The organism is Luteitalea sp., assembly GCF_022842525.1.
Lineage (GTDB): Bacteria > Acidobacteriota > Vicinamibacteria > Vicinamibacterales > Vicinamibacteraceae > Luteitalea.
In genome coordinates this window covers 73,872-95,667 of record NZ_JALHPM010000004.1, presented here as the reverse complement: position 1 = coordinate 95,667, position 21,796 = coordinate 73,872, and the positions used below count along the sequence as shown (strand labels likewise).

Annotated in this window: 23 protein-coding genes; 19 read left to right on the top strand and 4 right to left on the bottom strand. The window is 69.3% G+C overall.

The window, feature by feature from the left end:
• Nucleotides 1–221: 221 nt before the first annotated feature.
• Complete coding sequence (locus tag Q0C41_RS01915; RefSeq protein WP_291980752.1) at nt 222–647, bottom strand: fasciclin domain-containing protein; 426 nt, start codon at nt 645–647, stop codon at nt 222–224.
• A gap of 268 nt (nt 648–915) precedes the next feature.
• On the opposite strand from Q0C41_RS01915, the gene Q0C41_RS01910 reads away from it, so the two are divergent.
• From Q0C41_RS01910 to Q0C41_RS01875, 8 genes are all read left to right on the top strand, one after another.
• Complete coding sequence (locus Q0C41_RS01910; RefSeq protein ID WP_291980751.1) at nt 916–1,119, top strand: hypothetical protein; 204 nt, start codon at nt 916–918, stop codon at nt 1,117–1,119.
• Nucleotides 1,120–1,131: 12 nt separating this feature from the next.
• Entirely contained in the window at nt 1,132–1,779 is a 648-nt protein-coding gene (locus Q0C41_RS01905) for an O-methyltransferase (RefSeq protein ID WP_291980750.1), read from the top strand.
• 226 nt (nt 1,780–2,005) lie between these two features.
• Nucleotides 2,006–2,608 (top strand): transporter substrate-binding domain-containing protein, encoded by a 603-nt coding sequence (locus Q0C41_RS01900; protein ID WP_291980749.1) that lies wholly within the window; start codon nt 2,006–2,008, stop codon nt 2,606–2,608.
• A gap of 124 nt (nt 2,609–2,732) precedes the next feature.
• Nucleotides 2,733–3,596 (top strand): hypothetical protein, encoded by an 864-nt coding sequence (locus Q0C41_RS01895; RefSeq protein WP_291980748.1) that lies wholly within the window; start codon nt 2,733–2,735, stop codon nt 3,594–3,596.
• A gap of 28 nt (nt 3,597–3,624) precedes the next feature.
• A complete protein-coding gene (locus Q0C41_RS01890; protein WP_291980747.1) occupies nt 3,625–4,455 on the top strand; it encodes a hypothetical protein in 831 nt (276 codons plus the stop codon).
• A gap of 44 nt (nt 4,456–4,499) precedes the next feature.
• A complete protein-coding gene (locus tag Q0C41_RS01885; protein WP_291980746.1) occupies nt 4,500–4,715 on the top strand; it encodes a hypothetical protein in 216 nt (71 codons plus the stop codon).
• Nucleotides 4,716–4,794: 79 nt separating this feature from the next.
• Entirely contained in the window at nt 4,795–5,253 is a 459-nt protein-coding gene (locus tag Q0C41_RS01880; RefSeq protein ID WP_291980745.1) for a hypothetical protein, read from the top strand.
• Nucleotides 5,254–5,268: 15 nt separating this feature from the next.
• Nucleotides 5,269–5,601: a DUF1805 domain-containing protein gene (locus Q0C41_RS01875; RefSeq protein ID WP_291980744.1), complete on the top strand. Its 333-nt coding sequence runs from the start codon at nt 5,269–5,271 to the stop codon at nt 5,599–5,601.
• An 11-nt stretch (nt 5,602–5,612) separates the two neighbouring features.
• On the opposite strand, the gene Q0C41_RS01870 is transcribed toward Q0C41_RS01875, so the two are convergent.
• Nucleotides 5,613–6,710, bottom strand: a complete 1,098-nt coding sequence (locus Q0C41_RS01870) for an ATP-dependent 6-phosphofructokinase (protein WP_291980743.1) — start codon at nt 6,708–6,710, stop codon at nt 5,613–5,615.
• 75 nt (nt 6,711–6,785) lie between these two features.
• Here Q0C41_RS01870 and Q0C41_RS01865 point away from each other — a divergent pair, with 75 nt between their 5' ends.
• The 4 genes from Q0C41_RS01865 (at nt 6,786) to Q0C41_RS01850 (ending at nt 12,250) form a co-directional block, all read left to right on the top strand.
• Nucleotides 6,786–8,147: a TrpB-like pyridoxal phosphate-dependent enzyme gene (locus Q0C41_RS01865; RefSeq protein ID WP_291980742.1), complete on the top strand. Its 1,362-nt coding sequence runs from the start codon at nt 6,786–6,788 to the stop codon at nt 8,145–8,147.
• 246 nt (nt 8,148–8,393) lie between these two features.
• Nucleotides 8,394–9,050, top strand: a complete 657-nt coding sequence (locus tag Q0C41_RS01860) for an O-methyltransferase (protein WP_291980741.1) — start codon at nt 8,394–8,396, stop codon at nt 9,048–9,050.
• A 186-nt stretch (nt 9,051–9,236) separates the two neighbouring features.
• Nucleotides 9,237–10,037 (top strand): formate dehydrogenase accessory sulfurtransferase FdhD, encoded by an 801-nt coding sequence (fdhD, locus tag Q0C41_RS01855; RefSeq protein ID WP_291980740.1) that lies wholly within the window; start codon nt 9,237–9,239, stop codon nt 10,035–10,037.
• A 5-nt stretch (nt 10,038–10,042) separates the two neighbouring features.
• Nucleotides 10,043–12,250, top strand: coding sequence for an FdhF/YdeP family oxidoreductase (locus Q0C41_RS01850; RefSeq protein ID WP_291980739.1), 2,208 nt, complete (start codon nt 10,043–10,045; stop codon nt 12,248–12,250).
• Here Q0C41_RS01850 and Q0C41_RS01845 read toward each other — a convergent pair.
• Entirely contained in the window at nt 12,199–13,461 is a 1,263-nt protein-coding gene (locus Q0C41_RS01845; protein ID WP_291980738.1) for an MFS transporter, read from the bottom strand. The genes Q0C41_RS01850 and Q0C41_RS01845 overlap by 52 nt on opposite strands.
• 130 nt (nt 13,462–13,591) lie before the next feature.
• On the opposite strand from Q0C41_RS01845, the gene Q0C41_RS01840 reads away from it, so the two are divergent.
• From Q0C41_RS01840 to Q0C41_RS01815, 6 genes are read left to right on the top strand one after another with little or no spacing between them, the layout of a single operon-like run.
• Complete coding sequence (locus Q0C41_RS01840) at nt 13,592–14,023, top strand: S-adenosylmethionine decarboxylase family protein (RefSeq protein ID WP_291980737.1); 432 nt, start codon at nt 13,592–13,594, stop codon at nt 14,021–14,023.
• 38 nt (nt 14,024–14,061) lie between these two features.
• Nucleotides 14,062–15,948, top strand: a complete 1,887-nt coding sequence (locus Q0C41_RS01835) for a DUF4178 domain-containing protein (RefSeq protein ID WP_291980736.1) — start codon at nt 14,062–14,064, stop codon at nt 15,946–15,948.
• Nucleotides 15,949–15,962: 14 nt separating this feature from the next.
• Nucleotides 15,963–16,148 carry a hypothetical protein gene (locus Q0C41_RS01830; protein ID WP_291980735.1) on the top strand — a complete coding sequence of 62 codons (186 nt, stop codon included), beginning with the start codon at nt 15,963–15,965 and terminating at the stop codon, nt 16,146–16,148.
• A gap of 3 nt (nt 16,149–16,151) precedes the next feature.
• A complete protein-coding gene (locus tag Q0C41_RS01825) occupies nt 16,152–16,364 on the top strand; it encodes a DUF350 domain-containing protein (protein ID WP_291980734.1) in 213 nt (70 codons plus the stop codon).
• Between the two features lie 34 nt (nt 16,365–16,398).
• A complete protein-coding gene (locus Q0C41_RS01820) occupies nt 16,399–17,901 on the top strand; it encodes a polyamine aminopropyltransferase (RefSeq protein ID WP_291980733.1) in 1,503 nt (500 codons plus the stop codon).
• Nucleotides 17,898–19,433: an FAD-dependent oxidoreductase gene (locus Q0C41_RS01815; RefSeq protein WP_291980732.1), complete on the top strand. Its 1,536-nt coding sequence runs from the start codon at nt 17,898–17,900 to the stop codon at nt 19,431–19,433. The genes Q0C41_RS01820 and Q0C41_RS01815 overlap by 4 nt, the downstream gene beginning before the upstream one ends.
• 102 nt (nt 19,434–19,535) lie before the next feature.
• On the opposite strand, the gene Q0C41_RS01810 is transcribed toward Q0C41_RS01815, so the two are convergent.
• The gene (locus Q0C41_RS01810) at nt 19,536–20,081 is read right to left on the bottom strand and encodes a helix-hairpin-helix domain-containing protein (protein WP_291980731.1); all 546 of its coding nucleotides are present in this window, start codon (nt 20,079–20,081) and stop codon (nt 19,536–19,538) included.
• Nucleotides 20,082–20,215: 134 nt separating this feature from the next.
• On the opposite strand from Q0C41_RS01810, the gene Q0C41_RS01805 reads away from it, so the two are divergent.
• Nucleotides 20,216–21,796 carry a PQQ-binding-like beta-propeller repeat protein gene (locus Q0C41_RS01805; protein ID WP_291980730.1) on the top strand — a complete coding sequence of 527 codons (1,581 nt, stop codon included), beginning with the start codon at nt 20,216–20,218 and terminating at the stop codon, nt 21,794–21,796.

Sequence of the window (21,796 nt, the reverse complement as noted above, 5' to 3'; positions counted from 1 at the left end):
CAGCCGTCGTCGGACGAGACGGCTCATGAAGGCGATCTGGCGCGAGCTGCCCCACGCAGGTCGTCGATGACGACGGAGCGGGCGTGTTTCTGAGACCGATGCCGCCCGCTGCCGTATCGACAAGGCAGTACGTCGAGGACGCGAACGTCCTCTGGCCGCCAGCGACCTGACGGCAACGACCGGGGGCATCTCTGCCCACGGTCGCTGCGTTGCGGAAACGCTTACCCCTTGGGCAACAGTACCGCGTCGATGACGTGAATGACGCCGTTCGAGCATGCAATATCCGGGGTCACGACCTTGGCGCCGTTGACGGTCACACCGTCGGTGCCGTCGACATGAATCGTCGCGCCACCGGCAGTCGCCGGGTCCATGACCTGTCCAGAGACATCGCTGGCCATGACCTTCCCAGGCACGACGTGGAGCATCAGGATCGCGGTGAGCTTGTCTTTGTTCTCGGGCTTGACCAAGTCTTCCACGGTGCCAGCTGGCAGGACGGCGAAGGCATCGTCCGACGGTGCAAACACCGTGAACGGCCCTGCGCCTTTCAAGGTGTCGACGAGACCCGCGGCGGTCACGGCAGCAACAAGTGTCGTGAACGACCCAGCCGCAACAGCCGTGTCGACGATGTCATGTGTTGTGTCGGTCATGTGCATTCCCTCAAGAAGACAATCAGAAAAATGACGAAGGCCCCAGTCACCCCGCGCTTGCCAGCTCCAACGGGCCGTCAGGCTTCCGGCAGGACTGATAGCGAGCGCGTGGACTGATGGTTCGACGACGAAGCCTTCGTGAGCGATTCACGTCGGTCGTCCGGTCAGATCGAGCGTGTGACGTCGCCGAGACACCCAGAGGCCGATGGCGAGGTGGATCGCAAGTTGCGCGCGCATGCTGACGAGCAGCCAGCTCATGCGGGTACTGATGGAAAGGCATCGGGCGCGCCGCTCCGAGGCCGTCGAAGTGGCCACCACCGACGCCGACACCAACTACGAGCTGGGGCCGGTGTTGAATCACGTGCTGCTGCACCAGACCGTGATCGGTCGAGGCTCGTCACGGAACTTTCACGGCGACGCCACGGCCTCCGTAAGGGCGAGGCGCATGCTGTGCGAGGAGGTCCACCCATGACCGCACTGACCCGTGTCACCTCGCTCGCCTTCGTCATCGCCGCTGCGCTGCCGGCCCCCGACGCTGCTGGCCCAGAAGCCACCGCACGACCAGGCCGCGCTGGACACCCGCGTCAAGGCGTTCCTGGCTGAGCGGGCCGGTACGTGGCGCGACCTGAACGTCCCCGACTCCGACGGACAGCTCCTGCACGCCCTCATCGTCAAGCACAGGTACACCCGTGCCCTCGAGATCGGCACCTCAACCGGCCATTCGGGCTTCTGGATCGCGTGGGCGCTGAGCAAGACCGGCGGAAAGCTGGTTACCGTCGAGCTCGACGAGTCGAGGCATCGCGAGGCATTGAAGAACTTCGAAGCGGCGGGACTGTCGACGTTCATCGACGCCCGACTCGGCGACGCGCACGCCATCGTGCCGGCCCTGCCCGGCCCCTTCGATTTCGTCGTCAGCGACGCCGACAAGGACTGGTATCCCAACTATTTCAAGGCCGTGCTGCCCAAGCTCGTCGTCGGGGGCTGCTACAGGACGCACAACGTCAGCGAGAGCGGACGACGGGGCGCGCAGGGGTCGCGCGACTACCTGGCGCTGCTGCGAGCGACGCCAAACCTGGAGACCACCGTCGACGAACGCGGCGGCGGACTCGCGATCACGGATAAAGAGCCTTGAATAGTACTCAGGAGTCAGGGATCCGGGAAGGACACAGCGTGCAGGAAGCAGGCCTTGACTCCTGTCTCCTTTCCTCTCCCGTTCCCCGATTGGATCCGTCCCGTAAACCACGCCTGGCGGGCCATGGAGGTGCAGCGCGTCCGAGACGGACAGCGGTCCGTCGCAGAAGACCGGGCCGCCACCGAGGCGCCGCTGGAGATCCGCCTGCACGGGCAGCCGTTCCGGTGTGGGCCCGCCCGGCGGTGGACACGCTGGCCACCATCCCGACACGCGGCACCCTGCGCGTCGGCGTCGTGGCCAACGAGCCGTTCGTGCCGACGTCGCCGCCACCGGCCTCTGGATCACGCCGGCCCGCGCCCTGGTCGTCAACTTCACCGACGCCACGTCGGTCGGGGCCATGCACCTGATCGCCAGCAAGTCCCTCGCGGGCACGAAGACGTCGGTCGCCGACTTCAATACGCCGGACGTGCGCCTCGTGGTCATGGCCGGCACGAGCCAGGAGGGCATCGCCGCCCGTACGTTCCCGAAAGCGACGCTCGTCAAGGTCCAGGCCGACGCCGATCCGCTCGCCCCGGTGCTCGAAGGCAAGGCGCATGGCGTGCTCGTCACCACGCCGTCGCCGCAGTTGGTGGTGCGGCAGGCGCCCGATCGCCTCGTCCAGCCGCTCGAGCAGCCGCTCCAGGTGACGCGGTCCGCGATGGCCGTGCGCAAGGGCGACGCCGACTTCCTCAACTTCCTCAACAGCTGGCTGACGTTCCATCATGAGGGTGGCTGGCTCGACGAACGCAAGCGCCACTGGCTCGGCACCGACTGGCTGACCGGCATGTAGCCGTCGGCCCGAGACGATGGGTAGGGACCGCTCTCCGAGCGGTCCGTCATCGCAAGCCCAGCCCGACGTATGCTCTGGAGCAGAGGGTTCAGCTGGCCGCAGTGACCCGAAAGGATGTGATGACATGACCAGAACGCTCTTCCCCCTGTCGTGGATGCTCGGGGCCACGTTGGCATTGTCCACCGTCGGTGTCGTGCTCACGCCCATCGCCGCGCAGGCCCAGAGCGCCAGCAGCGTCGATCGCATGATCGAGCGCGCCTTCGACGATGTCCTCGGGCGCCGGCCGGACAGCCGGGAGATTCGGCTGTATCGGACCCGCGTGTACGAGGAGGACTGGACCGACCGCGACATCCGTAACGAGCTGCGCCGCCAGCGTGACGACCGCGACCGCTATGGCAACAGCAACGGCTACGGTGGGAATGGTGGCTACGGCAACCGCGACCGGCCCGGCAACGACGACAGGCGCCCGTCGTCGGCCGACATCGACCGCATCATCACCCGCGCCTATCAGGACATCCTGGACCGCGACCCCGATCCACAGGGCCTGCGCGAGTATCGCCGGCGCATGCTCGACGACGGCTGGAGCGAGCGGCAGGTGCGCGACGCCCTGCGCCGCAGCAGCGAGAAGGCCGAGCTCAGCGACGCGCAGATCGATCAGATGATCACGCGCGCGTACCGCGACGTGCTCGGCCGTGCCCCCGATGCGGGCGGCCTGTCGGACTTCCGCCGGCAGGTGAAGACGAAGGGGTGGACCGAGGCCGACGTCCGCACCGCCCTGCGCGACAGCCCGGAGTATCGCGAGAAGAACACGATGACCGAGGCGAAGGCGCGCGAGGTCGTCGCCCGCGCCTATCAGAGCGTGCTCGGTCGGGATCCCGATCCGGGGGCCGACGTCTACGTGCAGAGGGTCTGGCGCGAGAAGTGGACCGAACGCGACGTCGCCAACGAACTCCGCAAGAGCGACGAGTTCCGCAACCGTCGGCCGTGAGGTCGACTCGCCGGTCAGCGGCGGCGCGATGACGGCGTGGCCCCGCGACCGGGTCGCCCGTCTCGTGCTGTGGGCCGCGGTCGTCGTCACGGCGAGGACCGGCGCGTCCGGCCTTCATCACCCTGGCCAGGACGGTGCGGCGCCCGCCGTGTCCTGCCGCTTCGCACGCCCCGGCGCGCCCCTGGGCGGCGCCACGCCGAAGTTCCAGTGCCGCACGGCCCAGGATGTGAGCCTGCGGGTCAAGTACACGGACGACACGACCGGCGGCAACCGGGAGGTGTACGCACTGGTCGCCGCGACGCGCCTGCTCTGGGCGCTCGGGTTCGGCGCCGACCCGATCTACCCGATCTGTGAGGACTGCCCGGAGGACCCGATGACGGGCGCGGGCCCGCGCGCCTCGCGGCAGTACCTCGCGATCTACCAGCCGGCCATCGCCGACGTCGTGATGGTGAGCGGCAGCGACCCGAACGCGGGCTGGAGCTGGGCCGACCTCGACACTGCCATCGATGCGCTGCCGGCGGGCCCGCAGCGCGACCGGCAGCGTGCCCAGTTCGACGCCCTGACGCTGGCCGCGGTGGTCCTGCAGCATGGCGATCGCAAGCCGGAGCAGCAGCGGTTGGCGTGCGGCGGTCCGGTGGACCCCGCCGGCGGCGACGTCCATCCGCTGGCAGAGGATGACGGCCACGGCTACCGTCCGCCGGTGTTCTTCGAGCGGCCCGGGGCGCGCGCCTGCGCCGATCCTGTGGTCACCGTGCAGGACGTCGGCGCCACGTTTGGCGGGGCCGGACGCACTACCGGGTGTTCCAGCCCGCCATCAACCGCAGGGGCGGCGCCCCGGTGGAGTGCCGCGGCAATCTGACCGTGTTGCTGAGCGCTCGGGGTGGAGGGCGCGGTCACCCGCGGGTGAGCGAGGCCGGCCGGCAGTTCTTCCTGGCCCAGGCAGGCCGACTGACGGATGCCCATGTGCACGCCGTGATGCAGGCCGCCCGCGTCGACCAGATCGCCGATTCGGTCTGGCACGACCCGCGCACAGGCGTGTCGTCGACGGGCGCAGCCGCGTGGGTGGCGGTCTGGCGCGACAAGATGGCGCAGATCGCCGCGCGGACCTGCGCGCCCTGACCCACCCCGTCGACGCCTGAGGGCGCCAACGACGCGATCCGGATTGCGTCGCGTCCCCTGATGAGCTAGATCACAGCTCATGCAGACACGTCTCCTTCGCCTCCTCCTCCTCGTCGCCGGCGCCCTGGCGCTCGCCCCCACTCTCGCGCACGCTCAGGAGCAGGTCACGGTCGTCCGCCGCGGCAGCCAGAAGATCACGGGCCGGTTCGAGGACTGGAACCGGTCCAACGACACTGTCTATGTCCGCGTGTCGCAGAACGACCAGCAGAAGTTCCCGATGGCCGACGTGCAGTTGATCGTCGTCGGCGGGAGTGCGGATGGTCTGCCGGCCAGCGAGGCGCAGGCCGCGCGGGGCGGCGACCACGTGCTGGTGACCCGCGGCGGTGAAGTCCTGCGGGGGCGGTTGATCAACATCGAGGGCGGTGAGGGATCGGCCAAGGAGGGCGAGCCCCGCACGGTCAGCTTCCAGGCCGGGGGCGAGCGCCGCTTCCGCCTGTCGGAGGTCGCCCGCCTGTACCTGGGCAACTACAACAGGTAAGGGCCGGTTGTCCCAATGAGCATGTCGCTTCCTCATGCCGAGCACCGCACCCTGCAGTTCGATGGCGGGCAGGCCGTCGGCTCGACCTACCAGTGGCCGGGCGGGCAATACTGTGCGATTCACACCGTCAATGGCCTTGTCGGCTGCGGCATCTACGACATTCGCTCTGCGAACGAGTTCAGTCTGGCCGTGGCGATTGCCCGCGGCACGCCAGCCGTACCGCTGCGCGAGCCTGAGGATCTCTTCGGCGCCACGATCCTGGAAGTGAGCCACGCGGCCGCAGCTCTGGGAGTGACACCGGGCATGACGGGGCGCGAGGCGGTCGAGAGGTTGCTCGTCGCAAAGTAGGGGGCGCTCGCTCAACTCATCCGGTCGCTGATGAAGACGCCCAGTTTCGCGGCGGTGGCGAGTTCCAGGGAGCTTTCCTCCACCATCTTCAGCCTTGACGTGGCATCCAGGAGGGGGACCGTGACGATGGTGTTGTTGTTGAGGCTGACCATCACGCTGGATTCACCCCGGTGGTACGCGTCGATCGCAGCCACGCCGTAGCTTTGGCCCAGGTTCCTGTCCCGCGCATTGGGAGAGCCGCCGCGCTGGATGTGGCCGACGATGTTCACGCGCATCTCGAACTCGCCCGGCGCGGCCCGCTCGACGGCGGCCATGATGGCGTGGGCGATGCCGCCGTAGTGGAGTTCCTCGGAGGCGCCCGAGCCTTCCGCCGCGACGTGTTCGCCAAGCTTGGCGCCTTCCGCGACCACCACGACGGCGCTGTTCCCTCCCGTGGCCTTCCGAGCACGCAGATAGTCGACCAGGCCTCGGAGCGTAAACGGAAACTCAGGGAGAAGGATGGCGTCGGCGGTGCCGGCGAGGCCCGACTTGAGGGCGATCCAGCCGGCGTTGCGGCCCATGACCTCGACGAAGATGACCCGGTCGTGGCTGGTGGCGGTGGTGTGGACTCGGTCGAGGGCTTCCACGGCCACGTTGACGGCGGTGCTGAATCCGAACGTCTGTTCGGTCGCGGCGAGGTCGTTGTCGATGGTCTTCGGAACGCCGATCACGCGGACGCCGGCTTCGCCCAGCTGCCGGGCGCCGCTCAGAGAGCCATCGCCTCCGATCACGATCAGACCGTCCACCCCGAGGCTGGAGAGGTTCCGTTTCGCTTCCTCCAGGATTTCCCTGGGGATGCCCTTGCCCTCGCCGGTGCCTTTCTTCGCCGCGAATCGGCCGCGATTCGTGGTGTGCAGGATGGTCCCGCCGGTGTGGGCGATCCCGCTGACGGCCCTGGCGTCCAAGGTCATGTAGTCCATCGGGGAAAGCACGCCTTCCCACCCACGCTTGAATCCGACGAACGAGTACCCGAGCCTCGTTCCGTACTTCACGGCGGCGGAGATCACGGCGTTGAGCCCGGCGCAGTCTCCGCCGGCGGTGAGGATCCCGAGTCTTCCAAGTGAGGCCATCTGCCGTCAATTATGCCGCGGGGCCATTGCGGGCGCAGCTCGGTATAGGATCCTGCCGTGTGCCCGGAGGCTGCCGTGACCGACCGTGTGAAGTACCTGCTCGACGAAACGAAACTGCCCACCACCTGGTACAACCTCGCCGCGGATCTGCCGTCGCCGTGCCCGCCGCCCCTGCACCCCGGTACGCTGCAGCCGCTCGGCCCGGAGGACCTCGCGCCGCTGTTCCCGATGGCGCTCATCGAGCAGGAGGTCTCGACCGAGCGTGAGATCGAGATCCCGCGTCCGGTCCGTGACGTATACCGCCAGTGGCGGCCGTCGCCGCTGTTCCGGGCGCGGCGCCTCGAGCAGGCCCTGCAGACCCCGGCGCGCATCTACTACAAGTACGAAGGCGTGAGTCCGGCCGGCAGCCACAAGCCGAACACGTCGGTGGCCCAGGCCTTCTACAACCGCGAGGCGGGCATCCGGAAGATCGCCACCGAGACCGGCGCCGGCCAGTGGGGGTCATCGCTGGCGTTCGCCGGGGCCCTGTTCGGCATCGAGATCCAGGTCTTCATGGTGCGGGTGTCGTACAACCAGAAGCCCTATCGCCGCGCGCTGATGGAGACCTACGGCGCCCGGTGCGTGGCGAGTCCGTCGGCCGAGACGCAGTACGGCCGTGACGTGCTCGCCCGCGATCCCGACTGCAACGGCAGTCTGGGCATGGCCATCTCCGAGGCCGTCGAAGTGGCGGCCACCCACGCCGACACCAACTACGCGCTCGGCTCGGTGCTGAACCACGTGCTGCTGCACCAGACCGTAATCGGCATGGAGGCCATCGAGCAGCTCGAAAGTGCCGACGACTACCCCGACGTCATCGTCGGCGCGACGGGTGGCGGGTCGAACTTCGCGGGCATCGCCTTTCCGTTCATCGGCGCGAAGCTGCGCGGCGGACCCGACGTGCGCATCGTGGCCGTCGAGCCGGCCGCCTGCCCGAGCCTGACGCGCGGCAGGTACGCCTACGACTTCGGCGACACGGCACACATGACGCCGCTGACCAAGATGCACACGCTCGGGTCGACGTTCATGCCGCCGGGGTTCCACGCCGGTGGACTGCGCTACCACGGCATGGCGCCGATGGTGTCGCACCTCAAGGAGCTCGGCCTGATCGAGGCCCGGGCGCTGCTGCAGCAGGAGTGCTTCGAGGCCGGGGTGCAGTTTGCCCGTGCCGAAGGCATCCTGCCGGCGCCGGAAGCCAACCACGCCGTCCGGGGCGCCATCGACGAGGCCATCCGCTGCCGCGAGGAGGGCGTGTCGCGCGCCATCCTGTTCAATCTGTGCGGCCATGGCCACTTCGACATGCAGGCGTACATGGACTACTTCGCCGGCAAGCTCACGAACCAGACGTACGACGAGAGCGAACTCGCGATGGCGCTGGCCGGGTTGCCGTCGGTCGGGTAGGGCTCAGGGCTCTGGGCTCAAGGCTCAGCGGGAAGGCTCTGGGCTCAGGGCTCAGGGCTCAGGGCTCAGAGAACAGGCTCAGGGCTCTCGGCTCTGGGCTCGGACGGAAGGCTCAAGGCTCGAGGCTCATGTGACCGCGGTTGGGAGGGACGGCTCGCCGAGCCGTCCGACTCAGGCGCGACGTGCATGTGCATTGCCACAGGCGTTTCACATCTGTCGCGCATAGTGCCTGGCGGAGGGAGTCCCATGACCGATGTGACCCGTCGTCAGGCGCTGGCCATGCTGGCGGCTGCCGTCCCGACCGCCCGGCTGTCCGCGCAATCGCCATCGACCCAGGCCGCGCTCGATGCGCGTGTGAGGAAGGTGTTCACCGATCGCGCCGGCACGTGGCGCGATCTGAACGTGCCCGAGTCGGACGGCCAGCTGCTGCACGACCTCATCGTGCAGCACAAGTACACGCGTGCCCTCGAGATCGGCACGTCGACCGGCCACTCGGGCCTGTGGATCGCGTGGGCCCTGAGCAAGACGGGCGGCCGGCTCGTGACCGTCGAGGTCGACGAGCGCCGTCACCAGGAGGCGAAGGCGACGTTCGAGGCCGCGGGGCTGGCCTCGATCATCGACGCCCGCCTCGGCGATGCGCATGCCATCGTGCCGGCGCTGCCGGGCCCGTTCGACTTCGTCTTCAGCGATGCCGACAAGGACTGGTATCCCAACTACTTCAAGGCCGTCCTGCCCAAGCTCGTCGTCGGCGGCTGCTACACGACCCACAACGTCAGTGAGCGCGGACGACGGGGCGCGCAGGGATCGCGCGAGTACCTCGCCTTCCTGCGGACGGTGCCCAAGACGGAGACCACGGTGGACGAGCGCGGCGGCGGGCTGGCCATCACCTACAAGAGGGGGTGACGGGAACCGGGAACCGGGAACCGGCAACCGGCAACCGGGAACCGGGCACCGGGCACCGGAAGCCGGGCAGCGGCACCGCGGGAGTTGGGAGGGCCCGCTCGCCGACGTGTCCGCCGAAGCCTCGGCGAAGGCGGAGCGGGCCGCCGGAGCCGGCGCCACGGCGGAGCCGCACGGTAAGATCGCGGCGTGTCCAGTGCCTGGCGAGCGATCGAGGTCGAGCGGGTGCGCGACGGCCAGCGGTCGCGGGCCGAGGATCGCGCCGCCACGGAGGCGCCGCTGGCCATCCGCCTGCACGGTCAGCCCTTCGTCATCACGATGCGGACGCCGGGCGCCGACCGCGACCTCGCGGCCGGCTTCCTGCTCTCCGAGCAGGTCGTGCGCGGGGCCGACGAAATCGCCGGCATGGCGCAGGCCGACGACGAGTCCGCCATCGACGTGACGCTGCGCGGTGAGGCCGTGGGTCGGCTCGAGGCGCGGCTCGCCGAGCGGCGGCATGTCACGGCGTCATCGGCCTGCGGCGTGTGCGGGCGCCAGACTCTCGATGCCCTCGATACACCCGCGCCTCCGCTGACCGCGACCTGGACGCTCCCCGCGACGGCGATATCGCGACTGCCCGAACAACTGCGATCTCAGCAATCCGTTTTCGATCAGACCGGTGGCCTGCATGCCGCCGGCGTGTTCGGACTGGACGGCACCCTGCTGGCCAGCGCCGAGGACGTCGGCCGCCACAACGCCGTCGACAAGGTCATCGGACATCTGGTGCTGCGCGCTGCGCTGCCGCTCTCGTCGCAGGTGCTGTGCGTGAGCGGACGGGCCTCGTTCGAGCTCGTGCAGAAAGCCATCTTCGCCGGCATCCCGATGCTCGTCGCCGTCTCGGCGCCCTCGACGCTGGCCATCGACCTGGCGCACCGGCACGGTCTCACGCTGGCGGGCTTCGTCCGCGGCGCCGCCTTCAACCTCTACACGCACCCGCACCGCGTCGCCTAGGTCTCATGCCCCTCTTCGGTCTGCACAAGCAGAAGCCCCGCCACTTCCGCGACATGTTCCGCATCGCCTGGGAGAACCGCGACCAGCTGCCGTATGCGTGGCGCATCCTGCGGGATGGCGTGTGCGACGGCTGTGCCCTCGGCACGTCCGGCCTGAAGGACTGGACGCTGACGGGCACGCACCTGTGCATGGTGCGACTCGAGTTGATGCGGCTGAACACGGCACCCGCCCTCGATCCGGCGGCGTTGCGTGACCTCTCGACACTCGCCGGCACCACGTCGGCAGGCCTGCGCGCGCTCGGGCGGCTTCCCGAGCCGATGCTGCGCCGCCAGGGCGAGCCGGGCTTCCAGGTGGTCTCGTGGGACCAGGCGCTCGATCGGCTCGCAGAGGCGCTCCGGGACGTCGATCCCGCACGTGCCGCGTTCTTCCTGACCTCACGCGGCATCACCAACGAGGTCTACTACGCCGCGCAGAAGGCGGCCCGGTTCCTCGGCACCAATCACGTGGACAACGCGGCGCGGCTCTGTCATGCCGCGTCGACCATCGCGATGAAGGCCGCGCTCGGGCACGGCGCCTCGACCTGCAGCTACACGGACTGGCTCGGCGCCGATCTGATCGTCTTCTTCGGATCCAACGCCGCCAACAACCAGCCGGTCACGACCAAGTATCTGCACTACGCCAAGCAGCGCGGCGCGCAGGTCGCCGTGGTCAACACCTACCGCGAGCCGGGCCTGGATCGCTACTGGGTGCCGTCGATTGCCTCGAGCGCCGTCTTCGGCACCGCGATCGCCGATCACTGGTTCGACGTCCACACGGGTGGCGACCTCGCATTCCTGGTCGGCGTGCTGCGGGCCCTGATCGAGGCGGGTGGGGTCGACGAGTCGTTCGTGCGCGACCGCACGACGGGGTTCGAGGAGGCGCGGGCGCGGGCCCTGGCCACCGACTGGCCGACCCTCGAACGCGAAAGCGGCGCGACCCGCGACCGCATCGAGGCCTTCGCTCGACTGCTGATGGATCGCCCCAACGCCGTGCTCGTGTGGTCGATGGGCCTGACGCAACATGCCCATGGGGTGCAGACGGTGAGCGCGCTCATGAACGTCGGGCTCGCGCGCGGGCTGCCCGGCCGTCCCAATCGCGGCCTGGTGCCCATCCGCGGCCACTCGGGCGTGCAGGGCGGCGCGGAGATGGGCTGTGTGCCGGGCGTGGATGCGGCCACGGCGGCGCGCTGGTCGTCGGTGTGGGGCTTCGACGTCCCGACGACCCGAGGCTGGACGACCGCGGAGATGATCGAGCAGTCGGCCGACGGCGCCGTGGACCTGTTCTGGATCGTCGGCGGCAACTTCCTCGAGACGCTGCCAGACGAGGCGCGGACCCGCCGCGCCCTGCGTCGGCCGCGGCTGCGCGTGCATCAGGACATCGTGCTGTCCTCCGGCATGCTGGCCGACAGCGACGGCGACGTGCTGCTCCTGCCGGCGACGACGCGCTACGAGTCCCCGGGTGGTGGCACCGAGACGTCGACGGAACGGCGGGTGATCTTCTCGCCGGAGATCCCCGGGCGTCGGATCGGCTCGGCACGCCCCGAGTGGCAGGTGTTCGGTGAGGCGATGGCGCGCGCGTTTCCCGATCGCGCATCGCAGGTGCGCTTTGCCAGCGCGGCCGACATCCGGCGCGAGATTGCGCCCGCGATGCCGCTCTATGCCGGCATCGAGCGGCTGGCGGCCAAGGGCGATCAGTTCCAGTGGGGCGGCCCCACGCTGTACGCCGATGGGTCGTTCGCCACGCCGGACGGCCGCGCGCACTTCGCGGCCCTCGACACGACCCGCCCGGCCCACGCCGCCGTCGTCGAGTTCGACCGGGCGACGGACGTCTCGCGGACGTTCCGCGTGTCGACGCGCCGCGGCAAGCAGTTCAACTCGATGATCCAGCGCGAGGTCGATCCGCTGACGGGCGCGCGCCGTGACGACATCCTCATCAGCGTCGAGGATCTCGCGCGGTTGCGCCTGGCCGACGGCGCCAGCGTGATTTTGTACGCGACGGCCGGGACCTATCGCGGGCAGCTGAAGGCGGCGCCGATCCACCCGGGCAACCTCGAGGTGCACTGGCCCGAGGGCAACGTCCTGCTCGCGGCGTCGGCCATCGACCACGCCTCGATGGAGCCCGACTACAACGCCGTCGTCACGCTCGAGGCCACCTCCGCGCCAGACGGCGTGTGAGCCCGCACGGGATTGCGGAAGAACAGCACGAACAACGCCAGCACCGCGACGGCGCCCCACGCCGGCAGGTTCCAGATGGCCTGCCAGTCGTAGGTCACCGGCGCGCCCGCTACCGTGGGCAGCTGATGGGCCGCCAGCACGCGTCCCGCGAGCCAGGTGCCGACGAAGGCCCCCGCCCCCCACAGGATGAACGCGATGAAGCCCTGCGCGGCGCCGCGAATGCGCTCGTTGGCTTCGTCATCCACATAGAGCTGCCCGGCGATGAACAGGAAGTCGTAGCACACGCCGTGGACGCCGATGGCCGCGAAGATGAGCGGCGCCTGCAGGCCGGTGGCGTGGACGCTCCCGGCCAGGGCGAAGTACCGCAGCGCCCAGGCGAGGATGCCGATGAAGATGGTCTTCTTGTAGCCGAGCGTCTTGAGGAACACCGGCAGCAGGAACAGGAAGACGACGTCGGAGACCTGGGCCAGGGTCATCTTGGCCGCGATCTGCTCCCACCCGAGCTCGGTGAGGTAGATGCTCATCATCACGAAGTAGAAGTAGAGCGGGATGCAGATCAGGAACATGCACGCGATGAAGATGGCGAAGGGCGGCCGCTTCATCAGCGCCAGCGCGTCGAGGCCCAGCACGTCGCCGAGCGACACGTCGGCGCCGGTCTTGCGCGGCGGCGTGTGCGGCAGCATGAGCGAGAAGAGCCCGAAGGCGATCGACGAGGCGCCTGCCAGGTAGAACTGGAGGGCCTTCTGCTCCGCGGCGAGCAGGCTGAGCACCATGCCGGCGGCGAACCAGCCGACCGCCGACAGCACCTTGACGCGCGGGAAGTCGCGCCCCGGGTCGGCGAGGTGGTGCATCGACAGCGAGTTGCCGAGCGCGAGCGTGGGCACGAAGATGGCGCAGTAGAGAATCAGCGCCGGGTAGAAGGTCGCGAAGGTCGTCATCTGCGGCAGCAGGCACAGGACGAGCCCGCCGATCAGCCCGAACACCGCCAGCAGCTTCTCGGAGGCGAAGTAGCGATCGGCGATGAGGCCGACGAAGAACGGCGAGATCATCGCGCCGATGGCGAACGCCCCGTACGCCAGGCCGACCTGCCCGCCGTCGAAGCCCAGGGTGTTGGCCAGGTACGTGCCCATGCTGGCGTACCAGCAGCCCCAGATGAAGTACTGGAGGAACATGAACGCGGACAGCGTGACCTTCAGCCTCGACTGACTCATTTCCACTCCGCACCTCGCCTTTCGGGATGCGAGAGCATAGCTCGGCCGCGCTCCGCCTTCCCTGCCTTATAATCCCGGCCACAGCTCCATGGCCGTGTCTCCCCCGGAACGCGACGTCACCCAGCCCCGAATGGCGACCCCGCCCGCCCCGAGCGCCGATGCGGCGATGCGTGGCGCCGAGTGGGTGATCGACGCCCGCGGCTGCGACGCCGACGTGCTGCGCGATGCCGGCCGCCTGCGCGCGCTGTTTGCCCGGCTCATCGCCGACCTGCGCCTCACGCCGGTGGCGCCGGCCGCCTGGCACACGTTCCCGGCGCCGGGTGGACTCACCGGCTTCGTCATCCTGGCCGAGTCGCACCTGGCCTGCCACACGTTCCCGGAATACGGCTCGATCTGCGTCAACGTCTTCTGCTGCAAGGCGCGCGACGACTTCGATGCCGCCGGCCTGATGGCCGAGATGCTCGGCGCCACCGAGACCCTCGTCCGCCGCATCGAGCGCCGGTACGGCAACGAACGGGAGTCGGGAGTCGGGAGTCGGGAGTCGAGGGACACCGAGCGATGAGGGGTCCGGCCGGGCGTTGCCCGAACTGCAGCGCCCCCGTGCGCTTCCGCTGGTCCAGCGCCATCCAGACCACGTGCGACGCCTGTCGATCGGTCATCGTCCGCCACGACGTCGACCTCGAGACGATTGGCGAAATCGCCGACCTGCCACCCGACGCCTCACCCATCCAGATCGGCACCACGGGTGCCGTCGACGGCCGCAGCTTCACCGTGATCGGCCGCATCGTCTACGAGTACGACGATGGTGGGTGGAACGAGTGGCACCTCGTGTACGCGGATGGCACGAGCGGCTGGCTCTCCGATGCGCAGCTCGAGTTCGCCGTCTCGAGTCTCGTGCAGCCGACCCGTCCGCTGCCGGCAGCGGACGCCGTCCGCCTCGGCATGGACTACACCTGGGATCAGCGCGAACTCCAGGTGACCACGCTGACCACCGCCCGCTACAAGGGCGTGGAAGGCGAGTTGCCGTTCGAGTTCTGGGGCAAGGAGGACGTGCTGTTTGCCGACCTCCGCGGCCACGACGCGACCTTCGGCACCATCGACTACAGCGACGGCGCGCCGATGCTCTTCCTCGGGCGCTTCGTCTCGTTCGACGAACTCGGCCTCGGCAACGTCCGGACCTTCGACGCCGTCGACCGGTCGGCGGGCATGCAGGGCTTCAACTGCGCCAACTGCGGCGCGGCCGTCGAACTGCGCGCCCTGGCGCACACACGCGCCGTGGCCTGCACCAGCTGCGGTGCGGTCATCGACGCGCGCGACCGCAACGTCACGATCCTGCAGGCCGCGGCCGCCAGGCAGTCCATCACGCCGGTGATCCCGCTGGGCACGCGCGGCACCTGGCACGGGCAGCCCTACGACGCCATCGGGTTCCAGCAGCGCTCGATCTCGGTCGAGGACGTGCGCTACGCGTGGGACGAGTACGTCCTCTTCAACCCGTACCACGGCTTCCGCTACCTGACGACGTACAACGGCCACTGGAACGACGTCACGGTGGTGCGCGAGCGCCCGAGGCTGCTGCATGCCGGGGCCCACCGCCCGAACTGGCGGCACGGCTCGACGGTGTTCAAGGCCTTCCAGCACGCCGAGGCCCGCACCGACTTCGTGCTCGGCGAGTTCCCGTGGCGGGTGCGTGTCGGCGAGACGGTGCAGACCGACGACTTCATCGACCCGCCGCTGATGCTGTCGAGCGAAGGCACGGATGCCGAGCGCACCTGGTCGCTCGGCCGCTACACGGCACCCGACGTCGTCTGGCAGGCGTTCCAGTTGCCCGGTGCCCCGCCCTCGCCCGTCGGCGTGTTCGCCAACCAGCCCAATCCGCGCGCCGGCCGCGTCTGGCCGATGGTCGGGGCGTTCGCGCTGCTGGCGGCGCTGCTGTTGCTGTTCGGCATCGGGCGCCAGATCACGGCCGACCGCGAGCAGGTGTTCCTGCAGCAGTACACGTTCCAGCCGGGCACGGCCGAGTCCGCCTTCGTCACCGAGCCGTTCACGCTGCGCGACTCGGGCACGGTGGAGCTCACCACCAACACGAACCTGTCCAACTCGTGGCTCGGCTTCGATCTCGCGCTGATCAACCTCGAGTCGGGCGACGCCTTCAACGTCGACCGCGAGGTCAGCTTCTACAAGGGCGTCGACGGCGGCGAATCGTGGACCGAAGGGTCCTCCGGCGCGTCCACGCTGCTGCGCTCCGTGCCGGCCGGTCAGTACTACCTGCGGGTCGAGCCCGAGGGCCCCGTCAACGGTCCCGTGGTCTCGTACTCGCTGCGCGTGCGCCGCGACGTGCCGAGTCTGCTGCCCTATCTGCTGGGGCTCGTGCTGCTGGCCATCCCGCCGCTGTACACGGGCATCCGGTACGCCGCCTTCGAAGGCACGCGGATGCAGGAGAGCGACTACGGCTCGGCATCGTCGGGTGACGACGACGAGGACGAGTAGAGAGTGAGACCGCAATGAGATCCCTGTTGTTTCTCGCGTTCGGCGCGCTGGTGGTGGGCAGTTCGGCGATGGCCGACATGCGTGGCTGGCTGGCCACGAAGCCGGCCGTCGTCCGCAACGTCCCGCGCTCGATTCGCGACAACCCCGGGGCGTACCGGTCGCTGTACAACGGCGCGCCTCGTTTCTTCGGAGGGAAGTGACCGATGGAAGCAACGCTGCTCAGCAATCTCATCTCCGCGCTGGTGTTCGCGGGGCTCGGCATCAGCGTGTTCCTGCTGACGTTCCTCATCATCGATCGGCTGACGCCCTACACGCTGTGGCGCGAGATCATCGACGAGCACAACACCGCACTGGCCGTACTCATCGGCGCGGTGGCGCTCGGCATGTCGCTGATCATCGCCGCCGCCATTCACTAGACCTGGCGCAGGGGCGCCTGCCCGCGTTGCCTCCATGACAGCCGCCCTGCTCGTCTCCGTCCTGCTGATCGCCGCGTGCGGGCTCATCTACGAGCTCGTCGCCGGCGCGCTCGCGAGCTATCTGCTCGGCGACAGCGTCACGCAGTTCTCCACCGTCATCGGCACGTACCTGTTTGCCATGGGCATCGGGTCGTGGCTCTCCCGCTTCATCGGGCGCGGCCTGGTCGCCCGCTTCATCCTCATCGAGATCATGGTCGGCGTCGTCGGCGGCTTCTCGTCGGCGCTGCTGTTCCTGGCCTTCGCATACACCAGCGCGTTCCGGCTCCTGCTCTACGGGCTCGTGCTCGTGGTGGGCGTGCTGGTGGGCCTCGAGATCCCGTTGCTGATGCGGCTGCTGCGCGACCGCTTCCAGTTCAAGGACGTGGTCGCCAACGTCCTGACGTTCGACTACCTCGGCGCCCTTGGCGCCTCGCTGCTGTTCCCGATCGTGCTGGTGCCCAAACTCGGGCTCGTCCGGGCGCCCATGCTCTTCGGCGCCATCAACATCCTCGTGGCGCTGTGGACCACGTTCCTGCTGCGCGAGTCGCTGGCGCCGGTGGTTCGGCGATCCCTGCAGGCGATGTGTGTGGTGACGCTCGCCCTGCTCGGAGTCGGCCTGTGGAAGGCCAACGCCCTGCTGGACCTCGCCGAAGCCAACCTCTACGCAGACGATGTCGTGCTGTCGCGGACGACGCCGTACCAGCGCATCGTGATGACGGCGTGGAAGGACGACCTCCGGCTGTTCCTGAACGCCAACCTCCAGTTCAGCTCGCGTGACGAGTACCGGTATCACGAGGCGCTGGTCCATCCAGGCCTGGCGGCGCTGCCCGAGGCCGCGCGCGTGCTGATCCTCGGCGGCGGAGACGGGCTCGCGCTGCGCGAGGTGCTGCGCTACCCGGGCGTGCGCGCGGTCACGCTGGTCGATCTCGACCCGGAGATGACCCGACTGTTCTCCACCCACAGCGAACTGCGCCGCCTCAACGGCAATGCGCTGAGCGATCCGCGGGTGCAGGTGGTCAACGCCGACGCGTTCACGTGGATCGACGAGACCCGCGAGACCTTCGACTTCGCGGTCGTCGACTTTCCCGACCCGTCGAACTTCTCGCTCGGCAAGCTCTACACGACGACGTTCTATCGGATGCTGATGGCGCGGCTGACGCCCGGCGCGACCTTCGTGGTGCAGTCGACGTCGCCGCTGTTCGCCCGCCAGTCCTACTGGTGCATCGTCGCCACCATCGAGCAGGCCGGATTCGCCACGGCGCCGTATCACGTCTATGTGCCGTCGTTCGGTGAATGGGGCTTCGTGCTTGCCGGGCGCACACCGCCGGCAACACCGACGACATTGCCGTCGGGACTGCGCTTCCTGACCACGGACGCCCTGGGTGATTTGTTCGAGTTCCCCCTCGACATGGCCCGCGTCCCGGTGGAGCCCAACCGCCTGCACACCCAGCAGCTGGTGCGCTACTACGAGCGCGAGTGGAGCGCGTTGAATCGATGACGGACGCGGGCCGTTCCCGCCCAACCCCTCTCTCGCGCCGCGGCTTCCTGTCGGCCGCGCTCGTCGGCCTCACGCAGAAGGCCGGTCGCCCGATCGCCGGGGGCTTCGTCAACGAGTCGCACGTCGCCGGTCATCAGCTGCGCGACGGCATCAGACAGCCCGCACCGACGAAGCAGCGCCGCGCGTCGGTGGTGATCGTCGGCGGCGGCATGGCGGGCCTGTGTGCGGGATGGCGTCTCGCCAAGCAGGGCCTCGACGACTTCGTGATCCTCGAGATGGAGCGCGAGGCCGGTGGCAACTCGCGCTGGGGCGAGAACGAGGTCTCGGCTTACCCGTGGGGAGCGCACTACGTGCCCATCCCGGGTGCGGCCGCGGGTCTGGTCCGCGAGATCTTCGCCGACCTCGGCGTGTACGACGGCCAGACGTGGGACGAGCGGCACCTCGTGCACGCGCCGGACGAGCGGCTGTTCCTGCACGGGCGTTGGCAGGAGGGCCTCGAGCCGGCCGTGGGGCCGACGCGCCGCGATCGGGATCAGTTCGTCCGCTTCACGGCCCGCATGGCCGAACTGCGCGCCACCGGACGCTTCACGATTCCGATGGCGGTCGGACTGGGGCCGCAGGGTGTGCCGCCCGAGGACGCGCTCTCGATGGCCGCGTGGCTCGATCGCGAGCGCCTCGACTCGCCGTGGTTGCGGTGGATGGTGGACTACGCCTGCCGGGACGACTACGGCGGGCTTGCACGCGATGTCTCGGCCTGGGCCGGCGTGCTCTACTTCGCGGCGCGTGACGCCGATGACTCGGGCCCGCTGACCTGGCCGGAGGGCAACGGCTGGATCGTGCGCCGATTGCTGCAGCGGCTCGGCACCCGCGTCGAGTCCGGACAGGTCACGTACCGGGTGGAGCGCGCAGGCCGGGCGTGGCGCGTGCTGACGCCGACCACGGCCTGGACGGCCGACGTGGTGATCGTCGCCGCGCCGCTGCACGTGGCCACCCGCATCGTCGCGGGCGCGCCGCCGGTGCGCGTGACGTCATCGCCGTGGGTCACGGCCAACCTCACGCTGGAGGGCTGGCCGCGCGAGACGGGCTTCCCGATGGCGTGGGACAACGTGGTGTTCGACTCGCCGGCGCTCGGATACGTGGTCGCCACGCACCAGCACCTGCGCCGGCACGTGCCTCGCACGGTGTGGACCTACTACTGGGCCCTTGCCCACCAGCCGGCCGCCGAGGCGCGGCGCTGGCTGCTTGCGCAGGACTACGCGACGCTGCGCGACCGCGTGCTGGACGATCTGTCCCGCCCCCACCCGGACATCCGCGAGCACGTCTCCCGCGTGGACATCATGCGCTTCGGGCACGCGATGGTGCGCCCGACGCCCGGGCTCCTGTCGAACCCCGGCTGGCGCGCCCTGCAGGACGGCCAGGACCGGCTGTTCTACGCGCACTCGGATCTCAGCGGCCTGCCGCTGTTCGAGGAGGCACAGTACCGCGGCGTGCTGGCGGCCGATCGCGCGATCGCGACGATTGGTCGAGGGTAGGGCCCGTTCTCCGAACGGGCCGTCAGCGTGAGGGTAGGGCCCGTTCTCCGAACGGGCCGTGACGGCCGGCTCGGAGAGCCAGCCCTACCCCGGGAGCCGGCCCTACCCGACAACGACGATGAAGGCGGATCGACGGGCGTCGATCTTGCGGAAGTCGACGCCCGGCACCTTCCGCAAGTCGTCCACCGACTTGAATCGCCCGTACTTCTCGCGGTAGCGCACCACGGCCGCCGCCTCGCGGCGCAACAGCCCACCGCCGGACTCGAAGTCGATCTGCGGCGCTGTGTTGATGTTCAGCGGCTGCGCCGCCTCGCCGAGGAAGTGCGTCGACAGGTAGTCGAGCACGACCGGCACCTGATCGGGCGCGATGATGGCGCCACGGCCCATCATGCTGTCGATCACCGCCGCCCAGCCGGCGCGGGTCAGGCGCGCCGACGCGGCGCGGCGCGCTTCGTGGCAGGTGCCGCACGATCGCACGGTGACGTCCTTGCCCGGTCCGTCGGGCAGGCCTTCGCCGGACGGCACCAGCATCACCACGCCGGGAGCCGGAGGCTGGGCCGAGGCCGGAACCTGACGCGCCGACATTGCCACGGTCGACGCGAGCCACACCGCCACCAGGGCGCCTGTCATTCCCCACTGCACCGCCATTGCACACCTCCGTCGCGACCGCTGGTCCCCGAGGCTGCTGCGCGACAGGCGAATTCTAGCCGACCACGGCATCCCCGCGATCGCCACGTCTCGTCTATGATGCCCGGGCCGTGGACAGCGAGAGGCGGGGACACATGCAGGCTGCGAAGCTGACGTTGGTGTGGCTGGTGGCGGTGGGGGCGACGGGGCTGGCCTCCGACTTCCTGACCGAAGGCGTAGACACGCAGCGGACGGGCTGGGTCCGCGACGAACGCGTCTTCACGCCAGCCAACGTGGGCGCGTCCACGCTGCTCTGGACGACGAAACTGGACAGCAAGCCGCGGGCGATGCACAACCTGTTCGCGCCGCTGGTGGCCGAGAAGGTGCAGACGACGGCCGGTGTGCGGGAGCTCGCGGTCGTCGCCGGCGTGTCAGACGACCTGTGGGGCATCGACGTGGCTACGGGTCGACAGATCTGGCACCGCCGCTTCGACAGCACGCTCACGAGCGAGGGCCGCACCGACGACACGCTGTGCCCTGGCGGCCTGACGGCGGTGCCGACCATGGCGCAGACGTCGCCGGGCACCTACACGATCTACGCCGTCTCCTGGGACGGCCGCCTGCGTCAGCTCAATCTCGCCGATGGGACCGACACGGCGCCACCGGCGCTGTTCATTCCGGGGGGCGGCAAGCCCTACGCGCTGAACCTGCACAACGGCGTGATCTACACCGCCACGGCCCAGGGGTGCGGCGGGCTCACCAACGCCTTCTACTCGTTCGATCTCGCCAGTCAGGTGGTGAGCGCGTTCATTCCCTCGGGTGGCGGATTGTGGGGACGACGCGGCGCCTCCATCGATGCCGAAGGTCGCGTGTTCCTCGGCACCGGTGATGCGATGTTCGACCCGATCACCCGTCGTCTCGGCAACGGCATCGTCGGTGTCCGGCTCGATGCGATGAAGCAGTTGCAGCTGGCCGACTTCTTCGGCGCGCCGAACGCGAACTGGCTGTGGCGGCGGGATCTCGACGTCAACACCACGCCGATCGCCTTCGATCACCGCGGCCGTCGCTTCCTCGTGGGTACGAGCAAGGAGTGCCGCCTCTGGCTGCTGGACCGCGATGCCCTGGGTGGCGAGGACCACCGGACGACGCTGCACACGACGCCGCTCATCTGCAACGATCAGGCCGCGTTCGATGGACAGGGTGTGTGGGGCGCGCTCGGCGCCTGGAAGGATGGGGCGGGCACGCAGTGGGTTCTCGCGCCGTTCTGGGGGCCGGTGAGCCGCACCTTCAAGGCGCCGCTCGAACACGCCCGTCCCCGCGGCGGCGGCGTCGCCGCCTTCACGGTGCGTCAGCGCCCCGAGGGCTGGCGACTGGTGCCGGCATGGCTCTCGCGCGACATGGATCTGGCCGAGGAAGTCGTCATCGCCAACGGCATCGTGTTCGCGTATGCCGCTGGCGAAGACGCCTCGCAGGTGATGCCCGAGAAGGGCTGGGACGAGCCTGGCGGTCCCGTCTATGGCGGAGGCCTGAGCTCGGGTCCGGTGCGGCGCATCGCCGGGTCGAGACGCGCGGCGATCTACGCCCTCGACGGCAAGACCGGCAAGGAGCTCTGGTCCAGCGGCGACCAGATCGCCTCCTGGAATCACTTCAGCGGGCTCACCGTGGCCAACGGTCGCGTCTACCTCGCCACCTTCGACGGCACCCTCTACTGCTTCGGCATTCCTCGTCAGGACTGA